Raw genomic sequence first — 17,593 nt, forward strand, 5'->3', positions numbered from 1 at the left:
CCGCGCGACGGGTGAAGCCCGCGTGGCATCCCGGCACCGGCCGATACGGGAAACTTGAGCGCATGAGCTACCGGGTGACCTTTGTATGCACGGGGAACATCTGCCGATCGCCGATGGCGGAGCACATCCTCCGGCGGCACGTCGACGAGGAGGGGCTGGACGTCGAGGTGGACAGCTCGGGAACCGGCGGGTGGCACATCGGCGACGCGGCCGACCATCGCACGGTCGCGACCCTGCGCCGCTACGGCTACACCTCCGCGCACGCCGCCCAGCAGTTCCAGGCGCTGTGGTTCGACCGTTACGACCTGATCATCGCCCTCGACCGGGGCCACTACCGGGACCTGCGCGGGATGGCGCCCGACGGGGAGGCCAGGGAGAAGGTCCGCCTGCTCCGCGAGTTCGACCCGGACGCCGAGGCCGACGATCTGGACGTGCCCGATCCGTACTACGGCGGCAAGGCCGACTTCGAGCACGTCCGCGACCTGGTCGAGGCCGCCGTCCCCGGCCTGCTGGCGGAGATCCGCAAGAACCTGGCGGCGCCGGGAACGCCTTGAGGATCCTGACGGGACGACCTCGGCCGCGGCGCCGGGAGCATCCGGTGAAGGGGCCCCGGCCGTCGCTCTGCCAGAATGCAGCGATGATCAAGCCGAGGGAAACGGGTTCTCGTCCGCTGCTGCGCCGCCCCGAGGACGGCGAGCTGATCGATGTCGCGGGAGTGGAGCACTTCTTCCGGCTGACCGGTGAGCACACCGGCGGCCGGTTCGCGTTCGAGGAGTTCACCCTGGCCCCGGGCGTCGTCGGGGCCCGGCCGCATGTCCACCGCGGGCACGATGAGTACTTCTACGTCCTGGAAGGCGAACTGACCCTGCACGACGGCGACGGGGAGGTGACCGCGGGGCCGGGGCACCTGCTGTCTGCGGTGCGCGGCACACCGCACGGGTTCCGCAACGCGAGCGCGGGTACGGTACGCGGCCTGTGCCTGTACACCCCCGCGGGATACGAGGGGTATTTCCGTGAGGTGCACGCCGCCGTGGCCGCGGGCGCGGAGGTGACCGACGAGCTGCTGGCCGAGTTCCGCGCCCGCTATCGCACCACGTCGTACTGATCTTCCTAGCGCCTGATCGGGCGGCCGGGGAACGCGCCGAGGACCGGCTCGCCGTCCCTGACCACGTGCTCGCCGCCGACCAGGACGTGGACGTAGCCGGTCGAGGGCCGGGTGCTGGCGGCGTAGGTCGCCTGGTCGCTGACCGCGTCCGGGTCGAAGACCACCAGATCCGCGTCGCAGCCCGGCCGGACACGGCCCTTGCGGCGCATCGCGGGCACCGCGTCCTGGAGCACCAGCGCGGGGGCCAGGCTGCACCGCCGTACGGCCTCCAGCAGGGTCAGCGCCCCGGTCTCCCGCACGTACCGGCGCAGGACCTTGGAGAAGGCGCCCGCCGTGCGCGGGTGGGTGACGACCCCGGGCGGCAGCGGCCAGGCCGTCTCGTCGGGGCGTCCGCCCGTCCAGGTCAACGGCATCGCGTCGGATCCGACGACCGTCTCCGGGGCCAGCAGCGCCCGGTCGACGAAGGCCATGTCGCCGGGGTCGTCCTCGTCGAAGAAGTGCACGATCGCCAGTCCGCCGGGGTCGGCGGCCCGCAGCTCGCGCAGGCGCGCGGCGTCCGCCACCCGCTCCCCGGTCGGCGCGTAGACGATCGAGCGGGGCTCCAGCCCCCGGGCGGGCAGCCGTTCGGGGGCGAGGAAGGAGGCGCCGATGCCGGTCATTCCCGCGCCGTACGGGTAGGCCTCGGTCGAGACCCGGGCGCCCTCGGCGCGGACCGCGTCCACGAGCCCGAGCACCCGGTCCAGCCGGCGCAGGGACGTGCTGTTGACGTGGCAGTAGTGCATGTGGGCGCCGGTGGCGGAGGCGGCCCGGACCAGCTCCTCGGCCCCGTCGATCGGGATGTCCGGCGTCTGCTCGACGAGGTCGCGGGCGTGGGTGTAGACCGGGACCCCGGCCTCCGCGGCCATCGCGGCCACGGCGAGATACTCCTCGGGCGCGACGCGCGGGGCGTAGCCGGCCAGCACGCCGATGCCGAGCGCGCCGTCCGCGAGCTCCCGCCGGAGGAGGTCGAACAGCGCGCCGAGCTCGCGCGCGGACGCCTCGCGCTGCCAGGCCGGGTTTCCCAGGTTGCGCAGCGCGACGGCGATGCCGCCGCCGAGGGGGAGGCCGCCGACGGCCGTCATCCTGGTCTGGCCCCAGGAGGCGGAGAAGCCGTAGTTGAGGGGACGGCCTTCGGCTGCGGCGACTGCGTACGCCTCGGCGACCGGGGCGGCCCCGGCCTCCAGTTCCAGCGCCGTGGTCACGCCGTCGAGCGCCTGCAGGCGGTGGCCCGCGACGCCGCCCGCGTGACTGTGCAGGTCGATCCAGCCCGGAGCGAGCGCGAGCCCGCTCACGTCGGCGGTGCGCCGCCCCGTCAGCGGGCCGGTGCTCACCGCGGCGATGACGCCGCCCGTGACGCCGACGTTCGCGACCGCGTCCAGGCCCGTCTCCGGGTCGAGCACCCGGGCGCCGGCGAACACCAGATCGTGCGTCTGCGGGGTTTCCTCCACGGGGTCAGCCGCCGGCGGGGTTGCGGCGGACGATCGCGGTGTTGAGGGCGGTGGCGAACAGCGTCCACGCGCCGTAGGGCAGCAGGATCGCCCCGGCGGTCCTGTCGGTGCGCCACGCCTGCCGGATCAGCGCCGCGTTCGAGGCGTTGAGCAGGAAGATCTCGCCGAGCGCCAGCCGGGGGGAGCGGGCCCCGAAGAAGGCCAGGCTCCATCCGGCGTTGAGGACGAGATTGGCCGCGAACCGGCCGGCGAACGCCGTGCGGGCGGCGCCCTCCCGGCGGTCCAGGGCGCGGGCCGCACCCACGGCGATCAGGCCGTACAGCGGGGTCCACACGAGGCCGAACACCGGGGAAGGCGGCTGCCAGGACGGCTTGCGCAGCCTCCGGTACCACAGGGAGGAGACGCTCCTGGTCGCCAGGCTCCCGGTGACGGCGGTCGCGGTCACGGCGAGCAGCGTCGTGGCGAGGGTCTTGGGGCGGGTCTTCCGGCGGGGATTCTCCGCGGTCTCCGTGCGGGCGTCCCCGTGGGGGACGGCCGGGGTCGTGGTCTCCATGGCTCGCCCCTACCCCGGAAAACGGCGGGTTCCCTTCCTCCCCGTCCCAATGGATGATCGTTCTCATAGCCGGGTCCAAGGGGAGATCGGACCGGAGGAGAGGAGTCCCGCGTGGCCGGAACGACCGCTGGAAAGGGAACCGGAGCGGCTGACCCCGCCCGTTGGCAGGCCAGGCTCGCCGAGTTGATCACCGAGTTCGAGATCCCGGGTGCGAACCTCGCCTTCCTGCACGGGGGACAGGTCCACGAGTTCGCCGCCGGGGTGCTCAGCACCGCGACAGGGGTCGAGGCCACCACGGACTCGCTGTTCCAGATCGGGTCGATCACCAAGGTGTGGACCGCGACCCAGATCATGCTCCTGGTGGAGCAGGGCAGGCTCACCCTGGACACTCTGGTGGCCGAGATCCTGCCGGAGTTCCGGGTCGCCGACGCCGAACTGACCCGGCAGGTCACGCTCCGGCACCTGCTGTCGCACACCTCCGGGATCGACGGCGACCTGTTCCTCGACACCGGCCGCGGCGACGACTGCGTGGAGAAGTACGTCGCGGCCTGCGCGGACCTCACCCGCAACCACCCGCTCGGCGTCACCCAGTCGTACGGCAACTCCGGGTTCGTCATCGCCGGCCGCGTCATCGAGCGCCTGACCGGGAAGGTGTGGGACGCCGCGCTGCGCGAGCAGATCATCGAACCGCTCGGCCTGACCCACACCTGGACCCTGCCGGAGGACGTGATCCGCTTCCGCGCCGCCACCGGCCACTTCGACGGCGAGCCCACCTCGATGTGGGGGCTGATGCGCTCCGTCGGCCCGGCCGGGCTGATCTGCTCGAGCCCCGCCGACGTCGTCGCCTTCGCCCGCGCCCACCTCGGCACGGCGCTGCTCGCCGACCCGAAGGCGATGTGGGAGCCGCAGGTGGACGTCCCCAACCCGTACACCGTGGGCAGGCAGTGGGGGATCGGATGGATCCTGGACGAGTGGGGCGGCCGCCGGATCCTCTCCCACGGCGGCAACACCATCGGCCAGGCCGCCATGCTCTGGATGGTGCCGGACGCCGAGACCGTCGTGTGCGTGCTGGCCAACGGGGGGCACACCGCGGCCTTCCAGCAGGCCCTGGCCGCCGAGCTCTTCGCCGAGCTGCTCGGCCTGGAGGTCCCGGCGCCGCTGGGCCCGCCCGGCACGTCCGTCGAGGTGGACGTCGCGCGGTACGCCGGCGTCTACGAGCGCACCGGGAACCGGCTGACGCTGACGGTCCGCGAGGGCCGGCTCCACCTGCACAGCGAGGCCACGGGGGCGCTCGCCGGGCTCCGCCCGCCGATGGAGTTCGAGCTCGTCCCGGTGGACGAGACGACGTTCGTGGGCCGTCCCGAGGACGAGCCGAGCTGGATCCCGGTGGTCTTCTACGAGCTGGCCGACGGCTCACCGTACGTCCACTTCGGCGTCCGGGCCACACCCAAGGTCGCATGATCGGCAGACCTCCGGCGCACCCCGGTCGGAGCGTGATCAGGCCGGGGTCAGCTTGACGGCGTCGCCGGGCCGGACCGCGAACCGCCGCCCGGCCGCGAGGCGCCCCGTCCGCGCGAGCCGATCGAAGCCTGCTGACGCCGGATCTCCAGCAGGCGCTGAAGCGTCCGTCTGACCTGACGTCGAACCGTCACAGCCCTGTAGCGCGCCTGTCCGCTCTGTCGGATGAGGTCGTGGCAGCGCTGCCGCATCACCCGCACGTCCGCCACGAGCCGGCGGGCATGGGCGCTCGGGCCGTCGACGGAGTCGTCGCGTGTCTCCTCGCCCGCCCACGAGCGACCGTGCTGTTTCGACTCCTGACAGAGTTGTGATGGGCGGATCACGGCTGATTCGCCGATCGACCTCGGGTACAGCGCTCCCGGCCGGTGAAGGGACGTGCGGGCGGGGATATGCTCGCGGGCATGCGAGCGGACACCGTGCCGACGACCCGGGGCCACGGCGCCTGGGAGGTGGCGGTCCCCGCCGGGGGGCGCGCGATCCCGGGCGTCACGATGGCCGGCTTCCGCGATCGCTCCGGCGGGACGTTCGAGGAGCGCGTTCCCCCGGGTCCGGCGATCGCGATCGTGATCGACTGCGCCCCGGGCAGCCTCGAACCCCTCGGGAGCGGCGCCATCGAGGGCGGCATCGTCTCCGGCATCTCCCCGGCGGCCACCCGGATGGCCGGGCGCGCCGTCGACTGCGTCGAACTGCAGGTGGATCCGCTGGCGGCGCCGGGTCTTCTCGGCGTGCCGCCGGCGGAGCTCAACGGCGCGCCGCTGGACCTGGCCGAGGTCTGGGGACGCGACGCCGGCCGGCTGCGCGCGCGGCTGATCGAGGCGCGGTCCTGGGACGACCGGTTCGCGCTGGTCCGCGAGGCGTTCACCCGGCACCGCCGTTCCTCGTTCCGCATCGACCCCGAGGTGGCCGACGCGTGGCGGCGGATCGTGGCCGGCCACGGGCGGGTGCCCATCGGCGATCTGCCCGGCCGGTACGGCTGGAGCCGCACGACGTTCTGGAACCGGTTCAAGTCGCAGATCGGCGTCACGCCGAAGCGGGCGGCGACGATCGTCAGGTTCGACCGGGCGCTCCGGCGGCTCGGCACGGCCGCCAGCGTCGCCGAGGTCGCCGCGGAGATCGGCTATTCCGACCAGTCCCACCTCCACCGCGAGGTGCTCAAGTTCACCGGCCGGACCCCGGGCGCGATCGCCTCCGACCCGCTGTGGACGGTCGACAGCATGGCCTGGACGCCCGCGCGCACCGCCTGAACATTCGTCCAAGACGGCGGCTCCGGTCTCGGACACGCTGCCCTCATGACATCGCTGACCGAAAGACCGGCGCACCGGCCGGGGCGCACCCCGCCGGGCACGGGCCACGAGATATGGGCGATCGAAACCCGCGGCCTGGTCAAGGCGTTCGGCGCCGACCGGGCGGTCGACGGCGTCGATCTCACGGTGCCCGCGGGATGCGTCTATTCCGTGCTCGGGCCCAACGGGGCGGGGAAGACGACCCTGATCCGGATGATCGCCACGCTGATCCGTCCCGACGGCGGCACCGCCCGCGTGCTGGGCCACGACGTCGTCGCCGAGGCGGCCCGGGTCAGGGCGCGTCTCGCGCTGACCGGGCAGTTCGCCTCCCTCGACGAGGACCTGACGGGGTTGGAGAACCTCACCCTGCTCGCCCGCCTGCGCGGACACCGGGGCAGGGCGGCCGGGAAGCGCGCCGCCGACCTGCTGGAGGCCTTCGACCTGACCGCGGCCGCCAGGCGGGAGGTGAAGACCTACTCCGGCGGCATGCGGCGCCGGCTCGACATCGCCGGCTCCCTCGTCGTCCGTCCCGACCTGCTGATGCTCGACGAGCCGACGACCGGCCTGGATCCGCGCAGCCGGGGCCAGGTGTGGGAGAGCGTGCGAGCGCTCGTCGGCGCCGGCACGACCGTTCTGCTGACCACCCAGTACCTCGAGGAGGCCGACCAGCTCGCCGACCGCATCGCCGTCGTCAATCACGGCCGCGTCATCGCCGAGGGCACGAGCGGCCGGCTCAAGGCCCTGGTCGGTGCGAGCGCGCTGCGCGTGCGGGTCGCCGATCGCGCCGACCGCCCGGAGGTCGCCCGGCTCCTGGCGGCGATGCTCGGCGCCGTCCCCGTCCTGGAGCCGGATCCCGTCGCGCTCTCCCTGCGGGTGGACGAGCTGGCCGCGGTCGCGGGCGCGCTCGCGGCCGTCACCGAACGCGGGCTCGGCATCGGCGAGTACGCGCTGGCCCAGCCGAGTCTCGACGAGGTGTTCCTGGCCCTGACCGGGAAACCGGCCGACGGCCCCGCGCCGGGCCGCGAGGAGGTGCCGGCGTGAGCGTCCACCAGGCCGCCGAAGGTCCGGCGTTCGAGCTCGACCCCAGACTGATCTCCGCCGTCGCCGGCGCGCCGCCGCCGGCGACGGGCGCGGGCGCGCTCCGCGCGACGCTGACCTTCGCGTGGCGCGCCCTGCTGAAGATCAGGCACGTCCCCGAGCAACTCCTCGACGCCACGCTGTTCCCGATCATGTTCACGCTGATGTTCACGTACGTGTTCGGCGGGGCCATGATCGGATCGCCGGAGGCGTATCTGCGCTACGCGCTGCCGGGGATCCTCGCCCAGACGGTCGTCTTCATGACGATGTACACAGCCGTGACCCTCAACACCGACATCGAGCGGGGCTCCTTCGACCGTTTCCGCTCGCAGCCGATCTGGCGTCCGGCGCCGCTCGCCGGCGCGCTGCTGGGCGACACGTTGCGCTACGGCCTCGCCTCCGCGCTCGTGCTCGGCATCGCGACGCTGATCGGATACCGGGCGCCGGGAGGCCCCGGGGGCGTCGCCGGGGCCGTCGCGCTGCTGCTGGTCTTCTGCTCCGCGCTGAGCTGGCTCTGGCTGATCATCGGTCTCACCGCGCGGACCCCGGCCGCCGTCATGGGGGTGTCCACCATGATCCTCTTCCCGCTGACCTTCGTGAGCCCGGCGTTCGCGCCGCCGGAGACCATGCCGGCCCTGGTGCGGGAGTTCGTGGCGGTCAACCCGGTGACGCTTCTCGTCGAGGCGGCGCGCGGTCTCCTCGACGGCGTGCCCGACGCCGGGGACGTCGCGCTCGTCCTCGCGCTCTCAGGGGGCATGACGCTCGTGTTCGCCCCGATCGCGCTCCGGCTCTACAACCGCAGGGCCTGAGCGGTCCCGGGGGGCCGCGGCGGCCGCCACGACCCGGGCCACCCGGCCGGGGGAGCGCATGTGGCCGCCGTGGCCCTCCCGGGGGAGGGTCACCCGCTCGGCCGCCGGCAGCACCCGGGCCAGCGCGTCGAGCCGTTCGCCCAGGTGCGCGGGGCTGGTCTCCCCGCCCAGCAGCACGGTGGGGATCCCGACGGCCCGGTAGGCGTCCAGGCGTTCGCCCAGCTGGTCGATGGCCTGCAGGTCGTCGATCTGGCGGGGCACGAAGGCCCGCAGCTCCGGATGGACGCAGGTGACCGCTCCGACGAGCCACGCCTGCCAGGGCGGCAGCCGCACGACGTCCCGGATGAAGATCTCCAGTGCCTTGCCCCGGCGCCCGCGCGCCAGAGCGGCCCTGGCCGCCGCGGTCGCCGCGCCGCCCAGGGACGATCCCACCACGACGGGCGGCTCGTAGAGGACCAGCCCGGTGAAGGCCCCGGGCAGGGCGAGCGCGGCCTCGAGGGCGACCACGCCGCCGGAGGAGTGTCCGACGAGCAGCACCGGCCCGCCGCCGAGGGCGGCCACGACGGTCCGCACGTCCTCGACCTCCTGGGCGATCGTGCTCGACGGCGTCAGGTCCAGCCGGTACTGACGGCGGTGGATGCGCACGACCCGCAGCCGGGGCGTGAGCCGTCCGGCGACCTTCCTCCACTGCGAGCCGTCGTCGAGCCCTCCGTGCAGCACCACGACGGCCGGCCCTTGGCCCTCGTCCGCCGCCCGGACCTGCACGCCGTCCGCGGACGTTGCGACGATCATGCTTCCTCCTTAGCAGTGCTAAATGGAATTTATCACTGCTAAGTTGGTGAGTCGATGGGTGAGAACAGGCGACCGGGGCTGACCCGGCAGATCATCGTCGACGCGGCGCTCCGCCTGCTGGACGAGGCCGGATTGGAAGGGCTGACGGTCCGACGCCTGGCCGCGGAACTGGGCGTGCAGTCACCCGCCCTGTACTGGCATTTCCGTACCAAGCAGGAGCTTTTGAACGGCATGGCGGGTGTCATCGTGCTGTCGGCAGGGATGGGCCCCCCGCGTGAAGGCGAATCCTGGCAGGACTGGCTGGACCGCCGGGCCCGCTCCTACCGGCGGGCGCTCCTGGCCCACCGCGACGGCGCCCGGCTCGTCGCCACCGCCACCGACCTGGGCCCCGAGGTGGTCAGGAGCCTCGACGCGGAGATGGCGGCGATGCTCACCCGCGGTTTCACGCCCGTGCTGGCGCTGCGCACGATCACCACGCTGAGCCACTACGTCCTCGGCTTCGTCCTGCAGGAACAGGCCGCGGCCCCGGCGGGCGGCTCCTCCCTCGGCCCGCTGATCTCGATCCTGGACGACGGCGCCGAGGCGCCGCTGGTCGCGGCGCTGGAACACGGCTCGTCCGAGCGCTGGGGCGCGAACTTCGACCATGGGATCCGGACCATCATCGCCGGCACCTCCCCGCCCGGCCCGCCCTGAGCGTCCGGTCGCACGGTGGCCCGTAGACAAATGTTCTGGTACGTATGCGTTCATGGATTTGCTGCGGACTCCCGACGAGCGCTTCGCCGATCTGCCCGACTTCCCCTACCCGCCGCGCTACGCCGACCTGCCCGGCGGCCCGCGCATGGCCTACGTCGACGAGGGCGAGGGTCCCGTCGTCCTGCTGCTGCACGGTGAGCCGTCGTGGTCGTTCCTGTACCGGCACGTCATCCGGGTGCTGGTGGACGGCGGCTGCCGCGCGGTGGCCCCCGACCTGATCGGCTTCGGCCGCTCCGACAAGCCGGCCGCGATCGCCGACCACACCTACGCCCGCCACATCGCCTGGACGGCGGCGTTCGTCGACGCTCTCGGCCTCAAGGACGTCACGCTCGTCGGCCAGGACTGGGGCGGCCTGATCGGCCTGCGCCTGGCCGTGGCCGACCCCGGCCGCTACGCGCGGATCGTGGCCGCCAACACCGGCCTGCCGACCGGAGACTTCCCGATGCCGGAGACCTGGCTGCGCTTCCGCCAGGCCGTGCGCGGCGCGGGCGCGCACTTCGACGTGCCGCGCGGCATCCAGGCGGGCTGCACGGGCACGCTGCCGCCCGAGGTGCTGGCCGCCTACGACGCGCCCTTCCCCGACGAGACCTACAAGGCGGGCCCGCGCGCCATGCCGGGCCTGGTGCCCGCCGAACCGGACGACGTCGAGGCCCAGCCGAACCGCGACGCCTGGGAGGTCCTGCGCGCCTGGAACGGGCCCTTCCTGGTCGCCTTCAGCGACCGCGACCCGATCACCGGCCCCATGGCGGGGCTGTTCCGGAGCCTCGTCCCGGGCGCGCGGGGGATCGACCATCCGGTGCTGGAGGGCGCCGGGCACTTCCTGCAGGAGGACGCCGGCGAGCGCCTCGGCCGCGAGATCCTGCGCTTCGTCCGCGCCTGAGGGCCGGGGGCGGGCGCACGGCGCGGTAGGCGGCGTAGACGTAGCGGTAGGCGAACTCGTCATGGGTGTCGTGGAGCCGGTCGGGCCGCGCGCCGACCTCGTCGCCGCGCGTCAGAGGGCGATCCACTCGGTGGCGACGGTGACCTCGTCCAGGATCTCCGGGACGGGGCTCACCCCGAGGCCGGGGCCCGTGGGGACGGCCAGGTGGCCGTCGTCCAGGACGAACGGGGGCGTGATGTCGGTCGCGTAGTAGCGGCCGGAGCCGGAGGTGTCGCCGGGCAGGGTGAAGCCGGGCAGGGCGGCCAGGGCGACGTTGGCGGCCCGGCCGAGCCCGGTCTCCAGCATGCCGCCGCACCAGACGGCGACGCCGTGGGCCCGGCACAGGTCGTGGATGCGGCGGGCCTCCAGGTAGCCGCCGACCCGGCCGGGCTTGACGTTGACGATGGAGCAGGAGCCCAAGGAGATCGCGGCGGCGGCGTGCGCCGCGGACTCGATCGACTCGTCCAGGCAGATCGGGGTGCGCAGCAGCTTCGCCAGCCGGGCGTGCTGGACCAGGTCGTCGTCCGCCAGGGGCTGCTCGACGAGCAGCAGGCCGAAGGCGTCCAGCCGGGCCAGGTGGTGGGCGTCGGCGAGGCTGTAGGCGGCGTTGGCGTCGACCTGGAGCGGCAGGTCGTCGCCGAAGCGCTCGCGCACGGCCCGGACCGGGGCGACGTCCCAGCCCGGTTCGATCTTCAGCTTGATCCGGACGTAGCCCTCCTCGACGTAGCCGGCGACGGCGTCGAGGAGCCGGGGGACGGAGTCCATGATGCCGACCGAGACGCCGCAGGGCACGCGGTCCCGCGCGGCGCCGAGGAAGGAGCCGAAGGACTCGCCGCGCGCGCGGAGCCGGGCGTCCAGGACGGCGGTCTCCAGGGCGGCCTTGGCCATCCGGTGGCCCTTGAACGGCTCCATCGCCCGGCCCGCGGCGTGGGCATCGAGCTCCGCGAGCTCCGCGAGCCCCGCGGCGTACCGGGACAGGGCCGGGATGAGGAAGCGGCGCAGCGCGTCGGCGGCGCCGTCGGCGTACTCGGAGGAGTAGCGGGGCTCGGCCATGGCCACGCACTCGCCCCAGCCCTCGGCGTCCGGGGTGACGACCCGGACCAGGAGCACGTCGCGGGTCGTCTCGGTCCCGAACGAGGTGCGGAACGGCGTGACCAGCGGCATCGCGATCCGCCGCAGCTCGACCCCGGTGATCTCCATAGGCTCTCCTCGGTGCTCATCGGTTCTCAGACGCCGCTCGATCGTGTCGTTCCACGACATAACACGATTTCTGGTGAAAACCGGTGACCTGAGCACCCTCGTTCATGAGCCCGCCCAGCACGTCCCGCACGGCGTGCCGCCACGCCTTGGCCGCCCCCGGATCCCGCCGCCGCAGCGTCTCGATGTCGTCCGGCACCGCCACCAGCACCACCCGGGCGTCGGTCCGGCCGGGGACCGGATGCCCGTCCCGCTCTCCCAGCCCGGCCACCGCGTCCGGCGGGACCCCGGGCGGGAGCGGCTCGCCCCGTACGGCGGCCGTCACGCGCGGCTCCGCCAGCCGCCAGACCGCGAGGATCCGGTCCGACTCGTCCCCGGCGTTGATCGCGTCTCCCATGGCCCCGTAGAACGACGGCAGGTACTCCTCGGGCAGGGCGCCGAGCTTGACCAGGTTGAAGTGGGCGTTGCGCCGTACCAGGGGGTCGTAGGTCCAGGTGATCCGCTCCAGGCCGCGGGCGAGCGCCCACTCCCGCTGGTGGATCTTGAGCGCGAGCCCGGCCCCCCGCCCGGCCAGCGCCCCGGTGACGTGGGAGTGCAGGGCCTCGCCGACGGGGGCCGCCAGGAACCCGGCCGACGCGCCGATCAGCCGCCCGTCCTCCCCGTAGGCCCCGGCCACGTAGTTGCCCGCATGCGACAACGCCCGCATCAGCTCGACCGTGACCGGCTCGCCGCCCGGGACGGGCCGCCAGATGCCGTCGAACAACCGGGCGACCTCCTCGAACTCTCCCAGGGAGTGGAGCTCGCGCACCGTGACACCGCCCGCCGTGACACCGCGCACCGTGACACCGCCCGCAGTGACACCGCCCGCCGCGGCCCCGCTCACCGCGGTCCTGTCCCGTCCACGCCCCCGTCCACGCCCCCGTCTACGCCCCCGGAGCCGGTCCCGGAGCCGGTCCCCTTCCGGCCCCGCGGCCCGTCCCCGGCCAGCACCGCTCTGATCAGTCCGGCCAGCAGCGCCGTACGGCCCGGCAGCTCGGCCACCACCACATGCTCGTCCTCGGCGTGGGCCCCGCCGCCGACCGCGCCCAGCCCGTCGAGAGTGGGGCAGCCCACCCCGGCGGTGAAGTTCCCGTCGGACCCCCCGCCCACGCCGATCCCGGTGAGCGGATCCAGGCCGAGATCGGCGGCGACGCGCTGGGCCAGCGCGAACAGCCCGGCGGAGGAGGACGCCTCCATCGGAGGCCGGTTCGGGCCGCCGAGGACCTCCAGCCGGGTCCCGGCGAGCCGGGGGGGAAGCGCCCGGATCAGCGCGTCCACCCGCCGCTGCGCGGCGAGGGTCGGCGAGCGGACGTCCACGGCCACGCGGGCCAGGGCGGGCACGGTGTTGGCGGTGGTCCCGGCGCTCAGGACCGTCGGGGTGACGGTGGTCCCGGCGCCCGTGACCGCGGGCACGCCGGCGGTCCCGGGCGCGGTCGCGGTCGCGGGAGTCCGCGCGCCGTCCGCGCCCGCCGGCGCGGCCGTGCCGTCCCCGTTCACCAGGGCGGCGACGCCCTCGATCGCGAGGACCTGGTGGGCCAGCTCGATCGCGGCGTTCGCGCCCTTCTCGGGGTTGAGCCCGGCGTGCGCCGCCCGGCCGTGCACCACCATCTCGTAGTTCGAGGTGCCCTTGCGGGCCGTCTTGAGGGCTCCGCCGTCGGCGGCCGCCTCCAGCACGAACGCGGCCGAGCACCGGCGGGCCGCCCCCTCCACCAGGTCGCGCGAGGTCGTCGAGCCGACCTCCTCGTCCCCGGTGACCAGCAGGCACACCCCGTCCGGGGAGGGCAGCGAGGTCAGCGCGTGGAAGGCCTGGACCAGCCCGGCCTTCATGTCGAACACCCCCGGCCCCCGGGCGATCCCGCCGGTCACCGACCAGGGGCGGGTCCGCAGGGAGCCGATCGGCCAGACCGTGTCGTGGTGGCCGAGGACGAGCACACGGGGGGTCCCGAACGTCCAGCGCAGGTGGGTGACGCCGTCGATCACGATCGTCTCGGGCGGGACGCCGAGCAGGCGCGTCCCCTGTGCGGCGACGACCCCGGCGCTGCGGGCGACCGCGTCGAGGTCGGCGGAGAACGACTCGCAGACGACGAGCTCCTCCAGATCTCCCAGCATGGCGTCCAGGAGGGCGGCGCGGTCGCGGGAGAGGGGGGAACCGGCGGGGGCAGCGGACACGGACCGGCCTTTCTGTCGGCGTTACCGTGACCGTACGGCAGGCGCGCGCCCGGCGCATTCATCGGGATCTCCCGGGAGCGGCCTCCCGGTTCGCCCGTCAGGCCGAATCGGGAGGCCGGGGGCGGATTCCCCGCCGTCGTCCGATGCGCGCGGTCGTGCCCCCGGCGCGTGCCGCCCGTGCCCCTCAGTGCGCGCAGCCCGCGTACTCGTCGAGCCGCCGGAACATGGCGGCCAGCATGAGCGGGAACATCGCCACGTGCGAGACGACCATCAGCGTGCCGCCGTCGATGACGCCCAGCCACAGCAGCGGGAAGAGCGGCACGGCGGGGATGAACATCGTGGCGCACATCTCCAGGGTGCTCACCCAGCCGTGACCGCGGAAGCGCATCACGACGGCCATGCCGACGGACATGTCGAACGCCATCACCAGGTAGGCGAGATCGGGGTGCCGCTCGTGGGAGAGGCCGAGCCCGACGGCGCTCAGGAGCATGCCGAGGACGGCCATCCCGACGAACATGGCGATGATCATCTCGATGTAGTGCCAGGTGAACCGGGCCCATCGCCGCCGGGGCCGCGCGGCCCGGGGCGCCGCCTCCGGCGCGGCCGGGGCCACCGCCCCGGGAACGGCCGGGGCCGTCGTCCGAGCCGCCGGTTCGGACGCGGCCGGGGACTCCGGCCGGGGGTCGGCGGGGAGCGCGGTGGAGGACGTCGTCTGGACGGTTTCCGGGGTGCGGGTCGCAGTCATGGCGCAAACGTTGCCGTCCCGCCGCCCGGGAGCCAACGGACACCGGCGGAGAGGTCCGAAAACTTGGCATCCCTGTCTTTCCGACATGGAGTCGTCCGCTTAGAGTCGGTTCATGAGAGAACGGCGCGTCACCGTCGTCGGATACGAGGGAGCCGAGCTCCTCGACATCGCCTGTGTGACCTCGACCCTGGAGATGGCGAACGGGCTGGGCGCCGCGCCGCCGTACCGGGTGCGCCTGGCCGGTCCGGGAGGCCGTCCCATCACCTGCGGCAGCGGCCTGACGCTGCACGTCCAGGAGACGCTGGAGCGGGTCGCCGGGCCGCTCGACACGTTGATCGTGTCGGGCGGGATCGGGCACGAGGACGCGGCCGGCGACCGGCTGCTCGTCGCGCACGTCCGCCGCCTGGCGCGGGAGAGCCGCCGCGTCGCGTCGGTGTGCACGGGCGCCGGGATCCTGGCCGCCGCCGGTCTCCTCGACGGCCGGCGCGCCACCACCCACTGGCGGTGGGCGCGCGACATGGCGGTCCGGCACCCGGAGGTCGCCGTCGACCCCGCCCCGATCTTCATCCGCGACGGGAACGTCGCCACGTCGGCCGGGGTCACCAGCGCCCTGGACCTCACCCTCGCCTTCATCGAGGAGGACCACGGCACCGAGCTGGCGCGGCGGGTGTCCCGGTACCTGGTGACCTACCTGCAGCGGCCCGGCAACCAGGCGCAGATGAGCATGTTCACCGCCGCCCCGCCGCCCGAGGACGCCCTGGTCAAACGGGTGGTCGACCGCATCGCCGGCGACCTGGCCGGCGATCTGGCCACGGCCGCGCTGGCGGCCGGCGCGGGGGTGAGCGAGCGGCATCTGACCCGGCTGTTCCTCAAGCACCTCGGGCGGACGCCCGGCCGGTTCGTCCGGCGGGCCCGCACCGAGGCCGCCGCGCACCTGCTGGCCTCCACCTCCCTGCCCGTCGCGGTCGTGGCGGCCCGCTGCGGTTTCGGGACGGCCGAGACCCTGCGCCAGGCGTTCGTGGACCAGTACGGCATCCCGCCCTCGCGCTACCGCTCGACGCAGGCGACGCATCCGCCGCGGGCGGTGTGAGACGGTGCGGACGGGGCGGGCCGGACCGGCGGGAGACCCGGTCCCGGCGGCCTGAACGGCCATCACGACGATCATGAAGGCGGGCTTCACCGCGGCGGCGATGAAGAAAAATTACAGAACCTTCACGTCTCATGGAAATTATTGACGGAGCTTCCGCGCGCCCGTAGGGTCCGGTCAAAGTCCCGCCTTTCGGCATCGACGAGACCCCCCACCGGAGCGGTTCATGAAGCGTCTAGCAGCGGCAGCGGTGCTGCTCAGCCTTGCCGCCGTCACGGCATGCAGCAGCGGTAGCACCACGGGAGACAAGTCCGCCGGCGGCGGTGGCGGGCTCTTCACCACGATCGACGTCAACAGGCCGGGCATCGACCCCAACGCGCCCGCCAACCCGTACAACCCCAAGGGCAACTCGTTCCTGGGGTACAACGCGATGAAGCTCGCCTGGATCAAGAACCACATGACCGACCCGAACCAGTTCTATCCGGGCATCGCGGAGAGCTGGGAGATCGCCCCGGACAACTCCTCGATCACCGTCAAGCTCCAGCCGGACAACAAGTGGTCCGACGGCAAGCCGGTGACCGCCGAGGACGTCAGGCTCTCCATCGGCATCGCCTACACCCAGGGCAGCACCGCCTTCGCGATCACGCCCGGCGCGGCCGGCGCGGCGGCGGACGTGCAGGTGGTCGACGACAAGACGGTCAAGGTCACGCAGGACATGACCAACCCGAGCGCCAAGTTCGCCCGCGGCGTGCTCGACACCTACGTGGCGCCCGCGCACGTGTGGGGCAGCGTGCTGCCCGCCGACTTCTGGGACAAGCTGAAGGCCTCGCGCGGCACCGGCGCCGACGCCGAGAAGGCCCGCGAGGAGATCACGGCGCTGGGCCAGAAGATCATCGCCTTCGCGCCGCCGAAGGACGTCTCCGCCGGCCCGTTCGTCCTGCAGCGGGCGAACCCGGGCGAGGCGCTGCTGGTGAAGAACAAGAACTTCTACAACGCCGCCAACGTCGCCCCCGACCAGGTGAAGTTCCTCAACTACACCGGCAACGAGCAGATCTGGAACTACCTGATCAGCGGCAAGCTCGACCACGCCGGCTTCACCGCGGCTCCCCCCGACGTGATGAACAAGATCAAGCAGGCGTCCGGCGCCAACATCATCAAGGGCTACTCGCCGGTGGCCGTCGGCCTGGCGTTCAACCAGTCCAAGAAGCCCTACGACAACGTGCACGTACGCCGCGGCCTGGCCTACCTGATCGACCGCGAGCAGGTCGTCAAGGTCGCCTCGCCCGAGGGCGGCACCCCGGCGGTGACCACCTCCGGCATCCACCAGAAGCCCGCCCAGGAGTGGCTGGGCGCCGAGCTCGGCGCGCTGGAGCCGTACAAGCACGACGTGGCCAAGGCCGAGGAGGAGTTCAAGGCGGCCGGGCTGCAGAAGAAGGACGGCAAGTGGACGCTGGCCGACGGCACGCCGTGGAAGCTCACCATGCACGCCCCGTCCGGCTTCTCCGACTGGATCTCCGCGCAGGAGAACATCAAGGGCCAGCTCACCGAGAACGGCGTGGACGCCGAGGTCGTCACGGTCGCCGACTACCCGCTGTACCTGGAGGAGATCGCGGCCGGCAAGTACGACGCCGGCTTCTGGCTGATCGCGCTCGGTCCCGCGCCGTACGACATCTACCAGCGCCTGTACGGCGCCTCCAACGGCTGGACCAACGTGGCCGGCAAGATCCAGCACGCGGCCCCGGGCAAGGGCGGCAACTGGATGGGCGGCGCCGAGGAGATCGACGTCGAGGGCGTCGGCAAGGTCAACCCCGGTGAGCTGACCGGCAAGCTGAACGCGGCCGACGCCGAGGCGGCCAAGCCGATCATGCTCCAGCTCGCCAAGACCGCCAACCGGGATCTGCCGGTCATCCAGCTCTGGGACTACGTCAACACCCAGTTCACCAACACCGGCAGGTTCACCGGCTGGCCCGAGCAGGACAGCGACCTGCTGCGCCTGCCCGCCGGGGTGTGGATCCAGCTCGGCATGGTGAAGAAGACCTCGTAGCGGAAGACGTAGAAGA

The 17,593-nt window shown here is 73.3% G+C and carries 17 protein-coding genes; 10 read left to right on the forward strand and 7 right to left on the reverse strand.

Translation table 11 applies throughout. The features are described from left to right. The first annotated feature begins 62 nt into the window (after positions 1-62). On the forward strand, positions 63-554 hold the full coding sequence (locus Plo01_RS33010; RefSeq protein WP_203894672.1) for a low molecular weight protein-tyrosine-phosphatase: 492 nt from the start codon (positions 63-65) through the stop codon (positions 552-554). An 83-nt stretch (positions 555-637) separates the two neighbouring features. Continuing rightward, positions 638-1,105 carry a cupin domain-containing protein gene (locus Plo01_RS33015; RefSeq protein ID WP_203894673.1) on the forward strand — a complete coding sequence of 156 codons (468 nt, stop codon included), beginning with the start codon at positions 638-640 and terminating at the stop codon, positions 1,103-1,105. Between the two features lie 5 nt (positions 1,106-1,110). On the opposite strand, the gene Plo01_RS33020 is transcribed toward Plo01_RS33015, so the two are convergent. Both Plo01_RS33020 and Plo01_RS33025 read right to left on the reverse strand, forming a co-directional pair. Then, positions 1,111-2,592, reverse strand: a complete 1,482-nt coding sequence (locus Plo01_RS33020) for an amidohydrolase family protein (RefSeq protein WP_203894674.1) — start codon at positions 2,590-2,592, stop codon at positions 1,111-1,113. A 4-nt stretch (positions 2,593-2,596) separates the two neighbouring features. Beyond that, positions 2,597-3,145, reverse strand: a complete 549-nt coding sequence (locus Plo01_RS33025; RefSeq protein WP_203894675.1) for a TspO/MBR family protein — start codon at positions 3,143-3,145, stop codon at positions 2,597-2,599. A 111-nt stretch (positions 3,146-3,256) separates the two neighbouring features. Between Plo01_RS33025 and Plo01_RS33030 the strand changes: the two genes are divergently transcribed. The 4 genes from Plo01_RS33030 (at position 3,257) to Plo01_RS33045 (ending at position 7,832) form a co-directional block, all read left to right on the forward strand. After that, positions 3,257-4,606: a serine hydrolase domain-containing protein gene (locus tag Plo01_RS33030; protein ID WP_203894676.1), complete on the forward strand. Its 1,350-nt coding sequence runs from the start codon at positions 3,257-3,259 to the stop codon at positions 4,604-4,606. A gap of 458 nt (positions 4,607-5,064) precedes the next feature. Further along, the gene (locus Plo01_RS33035; protein WP_203894677.1) at positions 5,065-5,907 is read left to right on the forward strand and encodes a helix-turn-helix domain-containing protein; all 843 of its coding nucleotides are present in this window, start codon (positions 5,065-5,067) and stop codon (positions 5,905-5,907) included. A 45-nt stretch (positions 5,908-5,952) separates the two neighbouring features. Then, positions 5,953-6,987, forward strand: a complete 1,035-nt coding sequence (locus tag Plo01_RS33040) for an ATP-binding cassette domain-containing protein (protein ID WP_203894678.1) — start codon at positions 5,953-5,955, stop codon at positions 6,985-6,987. Beyond that, the gene (locus tag Plo01_RS33045) at positions 6,984-7,832 is read left to right on the forward strand and encodes an ABC transporter permease (RefSeq protein WP_203894679.1); all 849 of its coding nucleotides are present in this window, start codon (positions 6,984-6,986) and stop codon (positions 7,830-7,832) included. The genes Plo01_RS33040 and Plo01_RS33045 overlap by 4 nt, the downstream gene beginning before the upstream one ends. On the opposite strand, the gene Plo01_RS33050 is transcribed toward Plo01_RS33045, so the two are convergent. Then, positions 7,770-8,624, reverse strand: coding sequence for an alpha/beta fold hydrolase (locus Plo01_RS33050; RefSeq protein WP_203894680.1), 855 nt, complete (start codon positions 8,622-8,624; stop codon positions 7,770-7,772). The two genes, Plo01_RS33045 and Plo01_RS33050, sit on opposite strands and share 63 nt — an antisense overlap. 54 nt (positions 8,625-8,678) lie before the next feature. On the opposite strand from Plo01_RS33050, the gene Plo01_RS33055 reads away from it, so the two are divergent. Then, a complete protein-coding gene (locus tag Plo01_RS33055; protein ID WP_203894681.1) occupies positions 8,679-9,317 on the forward strand; it encodes a TetR/AcrR family transcriptional regulator C-terminal domain-containing protein in 639 nt (212 codons plus the stop codon). A 52-nt stretch (positions 9,318-9,369) separates the two neighbouring features. Next, entirely contained in the window at positions 9,370-10,257 is an 888-nt protein-coding gene (locus tag Plo01_RS33060; protein ID WP_203894682.1) for a haloalkane dehalogenase, read from the forward strand. A 111-nt stretch (positions 10,258-10,368) separates the two neighbouring features. Here the strand turns inward: Plo01_RS33060 and menC are convergent, their stop codons facing one another. The 4 genes from menC to Plo01_RS33080 form a co-directional block, all read right to left on the reverse strand. After that, complete coding sequence (gene menC, locus Plo01_RS33065; RefSeq protein ID WP_203894683.1) at positions 10,369-11,496, reverse strand: o-succinylbenzoate synthase; 1,128 nt, start codon at positions 11,494-11,496, stop codon at positions 10,369-10,371. Between the two features lie 16 nt (positions 11,497-11,512). Beyond that, complete coding sequence (locus Plo01_RS33070; RefSeq protein ID WP_203894684.1) at positions 11,513-12,331, reverse strand: GNAT family N-acetyltransferase; 819 nt, start codon at positions 12,329-12,331, stop codon at positions 11,513-11,515. Positions 12,332-12,372: 41 nt separating this feature from the next. After that, positions 12,373-13,701 (reverse strand): M20/M25/M40 family metallo-hydrolase, encoded by a 1,329-nt coding sequence (locus tag Plo01_RS33075; protein WP_239317540.1) that lies wholly within the window; start codon positions 13,699-13,701, stop codon positions 12,373-12,375. A 184-nt stretch (positions 13,702-13,885) separates the two neighbouring features. Next, the gene (locus Plo01_RS33080; RefSeq protein WP_239317542.1) at positions 13,886-14,446 is read right to left on the reverse strand and encodes a hypothetical protein; all 561 of its coding nucleotides are present in this window, start codon (positions 14,444-14,446) and stop codon (positions 13,886-13,888) included. A 112-nt stretch (positions 14,447-14,558) separates the two neighbouring features. Between Plo01_RS33080 and Plo01_RS33085 the strand changes: the two genes are divergently transcribed. Both Plo01_RS33085 and Plo01_RS33090 read left to right on the forward strand, forming a co-directional pair. Then, a complete protein-coding gene (locus tag Plo01_RS33085) occupies positions 14,559-15,536 on the forward strand; it encodes a GlxA family transcriptional regulator (RefSeq protein WP_203894685.1) in 978 nt (325 codons plus the stop codon). 223 nt (positions 15,537-15,759) lie between these two features. Continuing rightward, positions 15,760-17,577, forward strand: a complete 1,818-nt coding sequence (locus Plo01_RS33090) for an ABC transporter substrate-binding protein (RefSeq protein ID WP_203894686.1) — start codon at positions 15,760-15,762, stop codon at positions 17,575-17,577. Positions 17,578-17,593: the final 16 nt, after the last annotated feature.

Origin of the sequence: Planobispora longispora, assembly GCF_016863135.1 — a bacterium.
Lineage (GTDB): Bacteria > Actinomycetota > Actinomycetes > Streptosporangiales > Streptosporangiaceae > Planobispora > Planobispora longispora.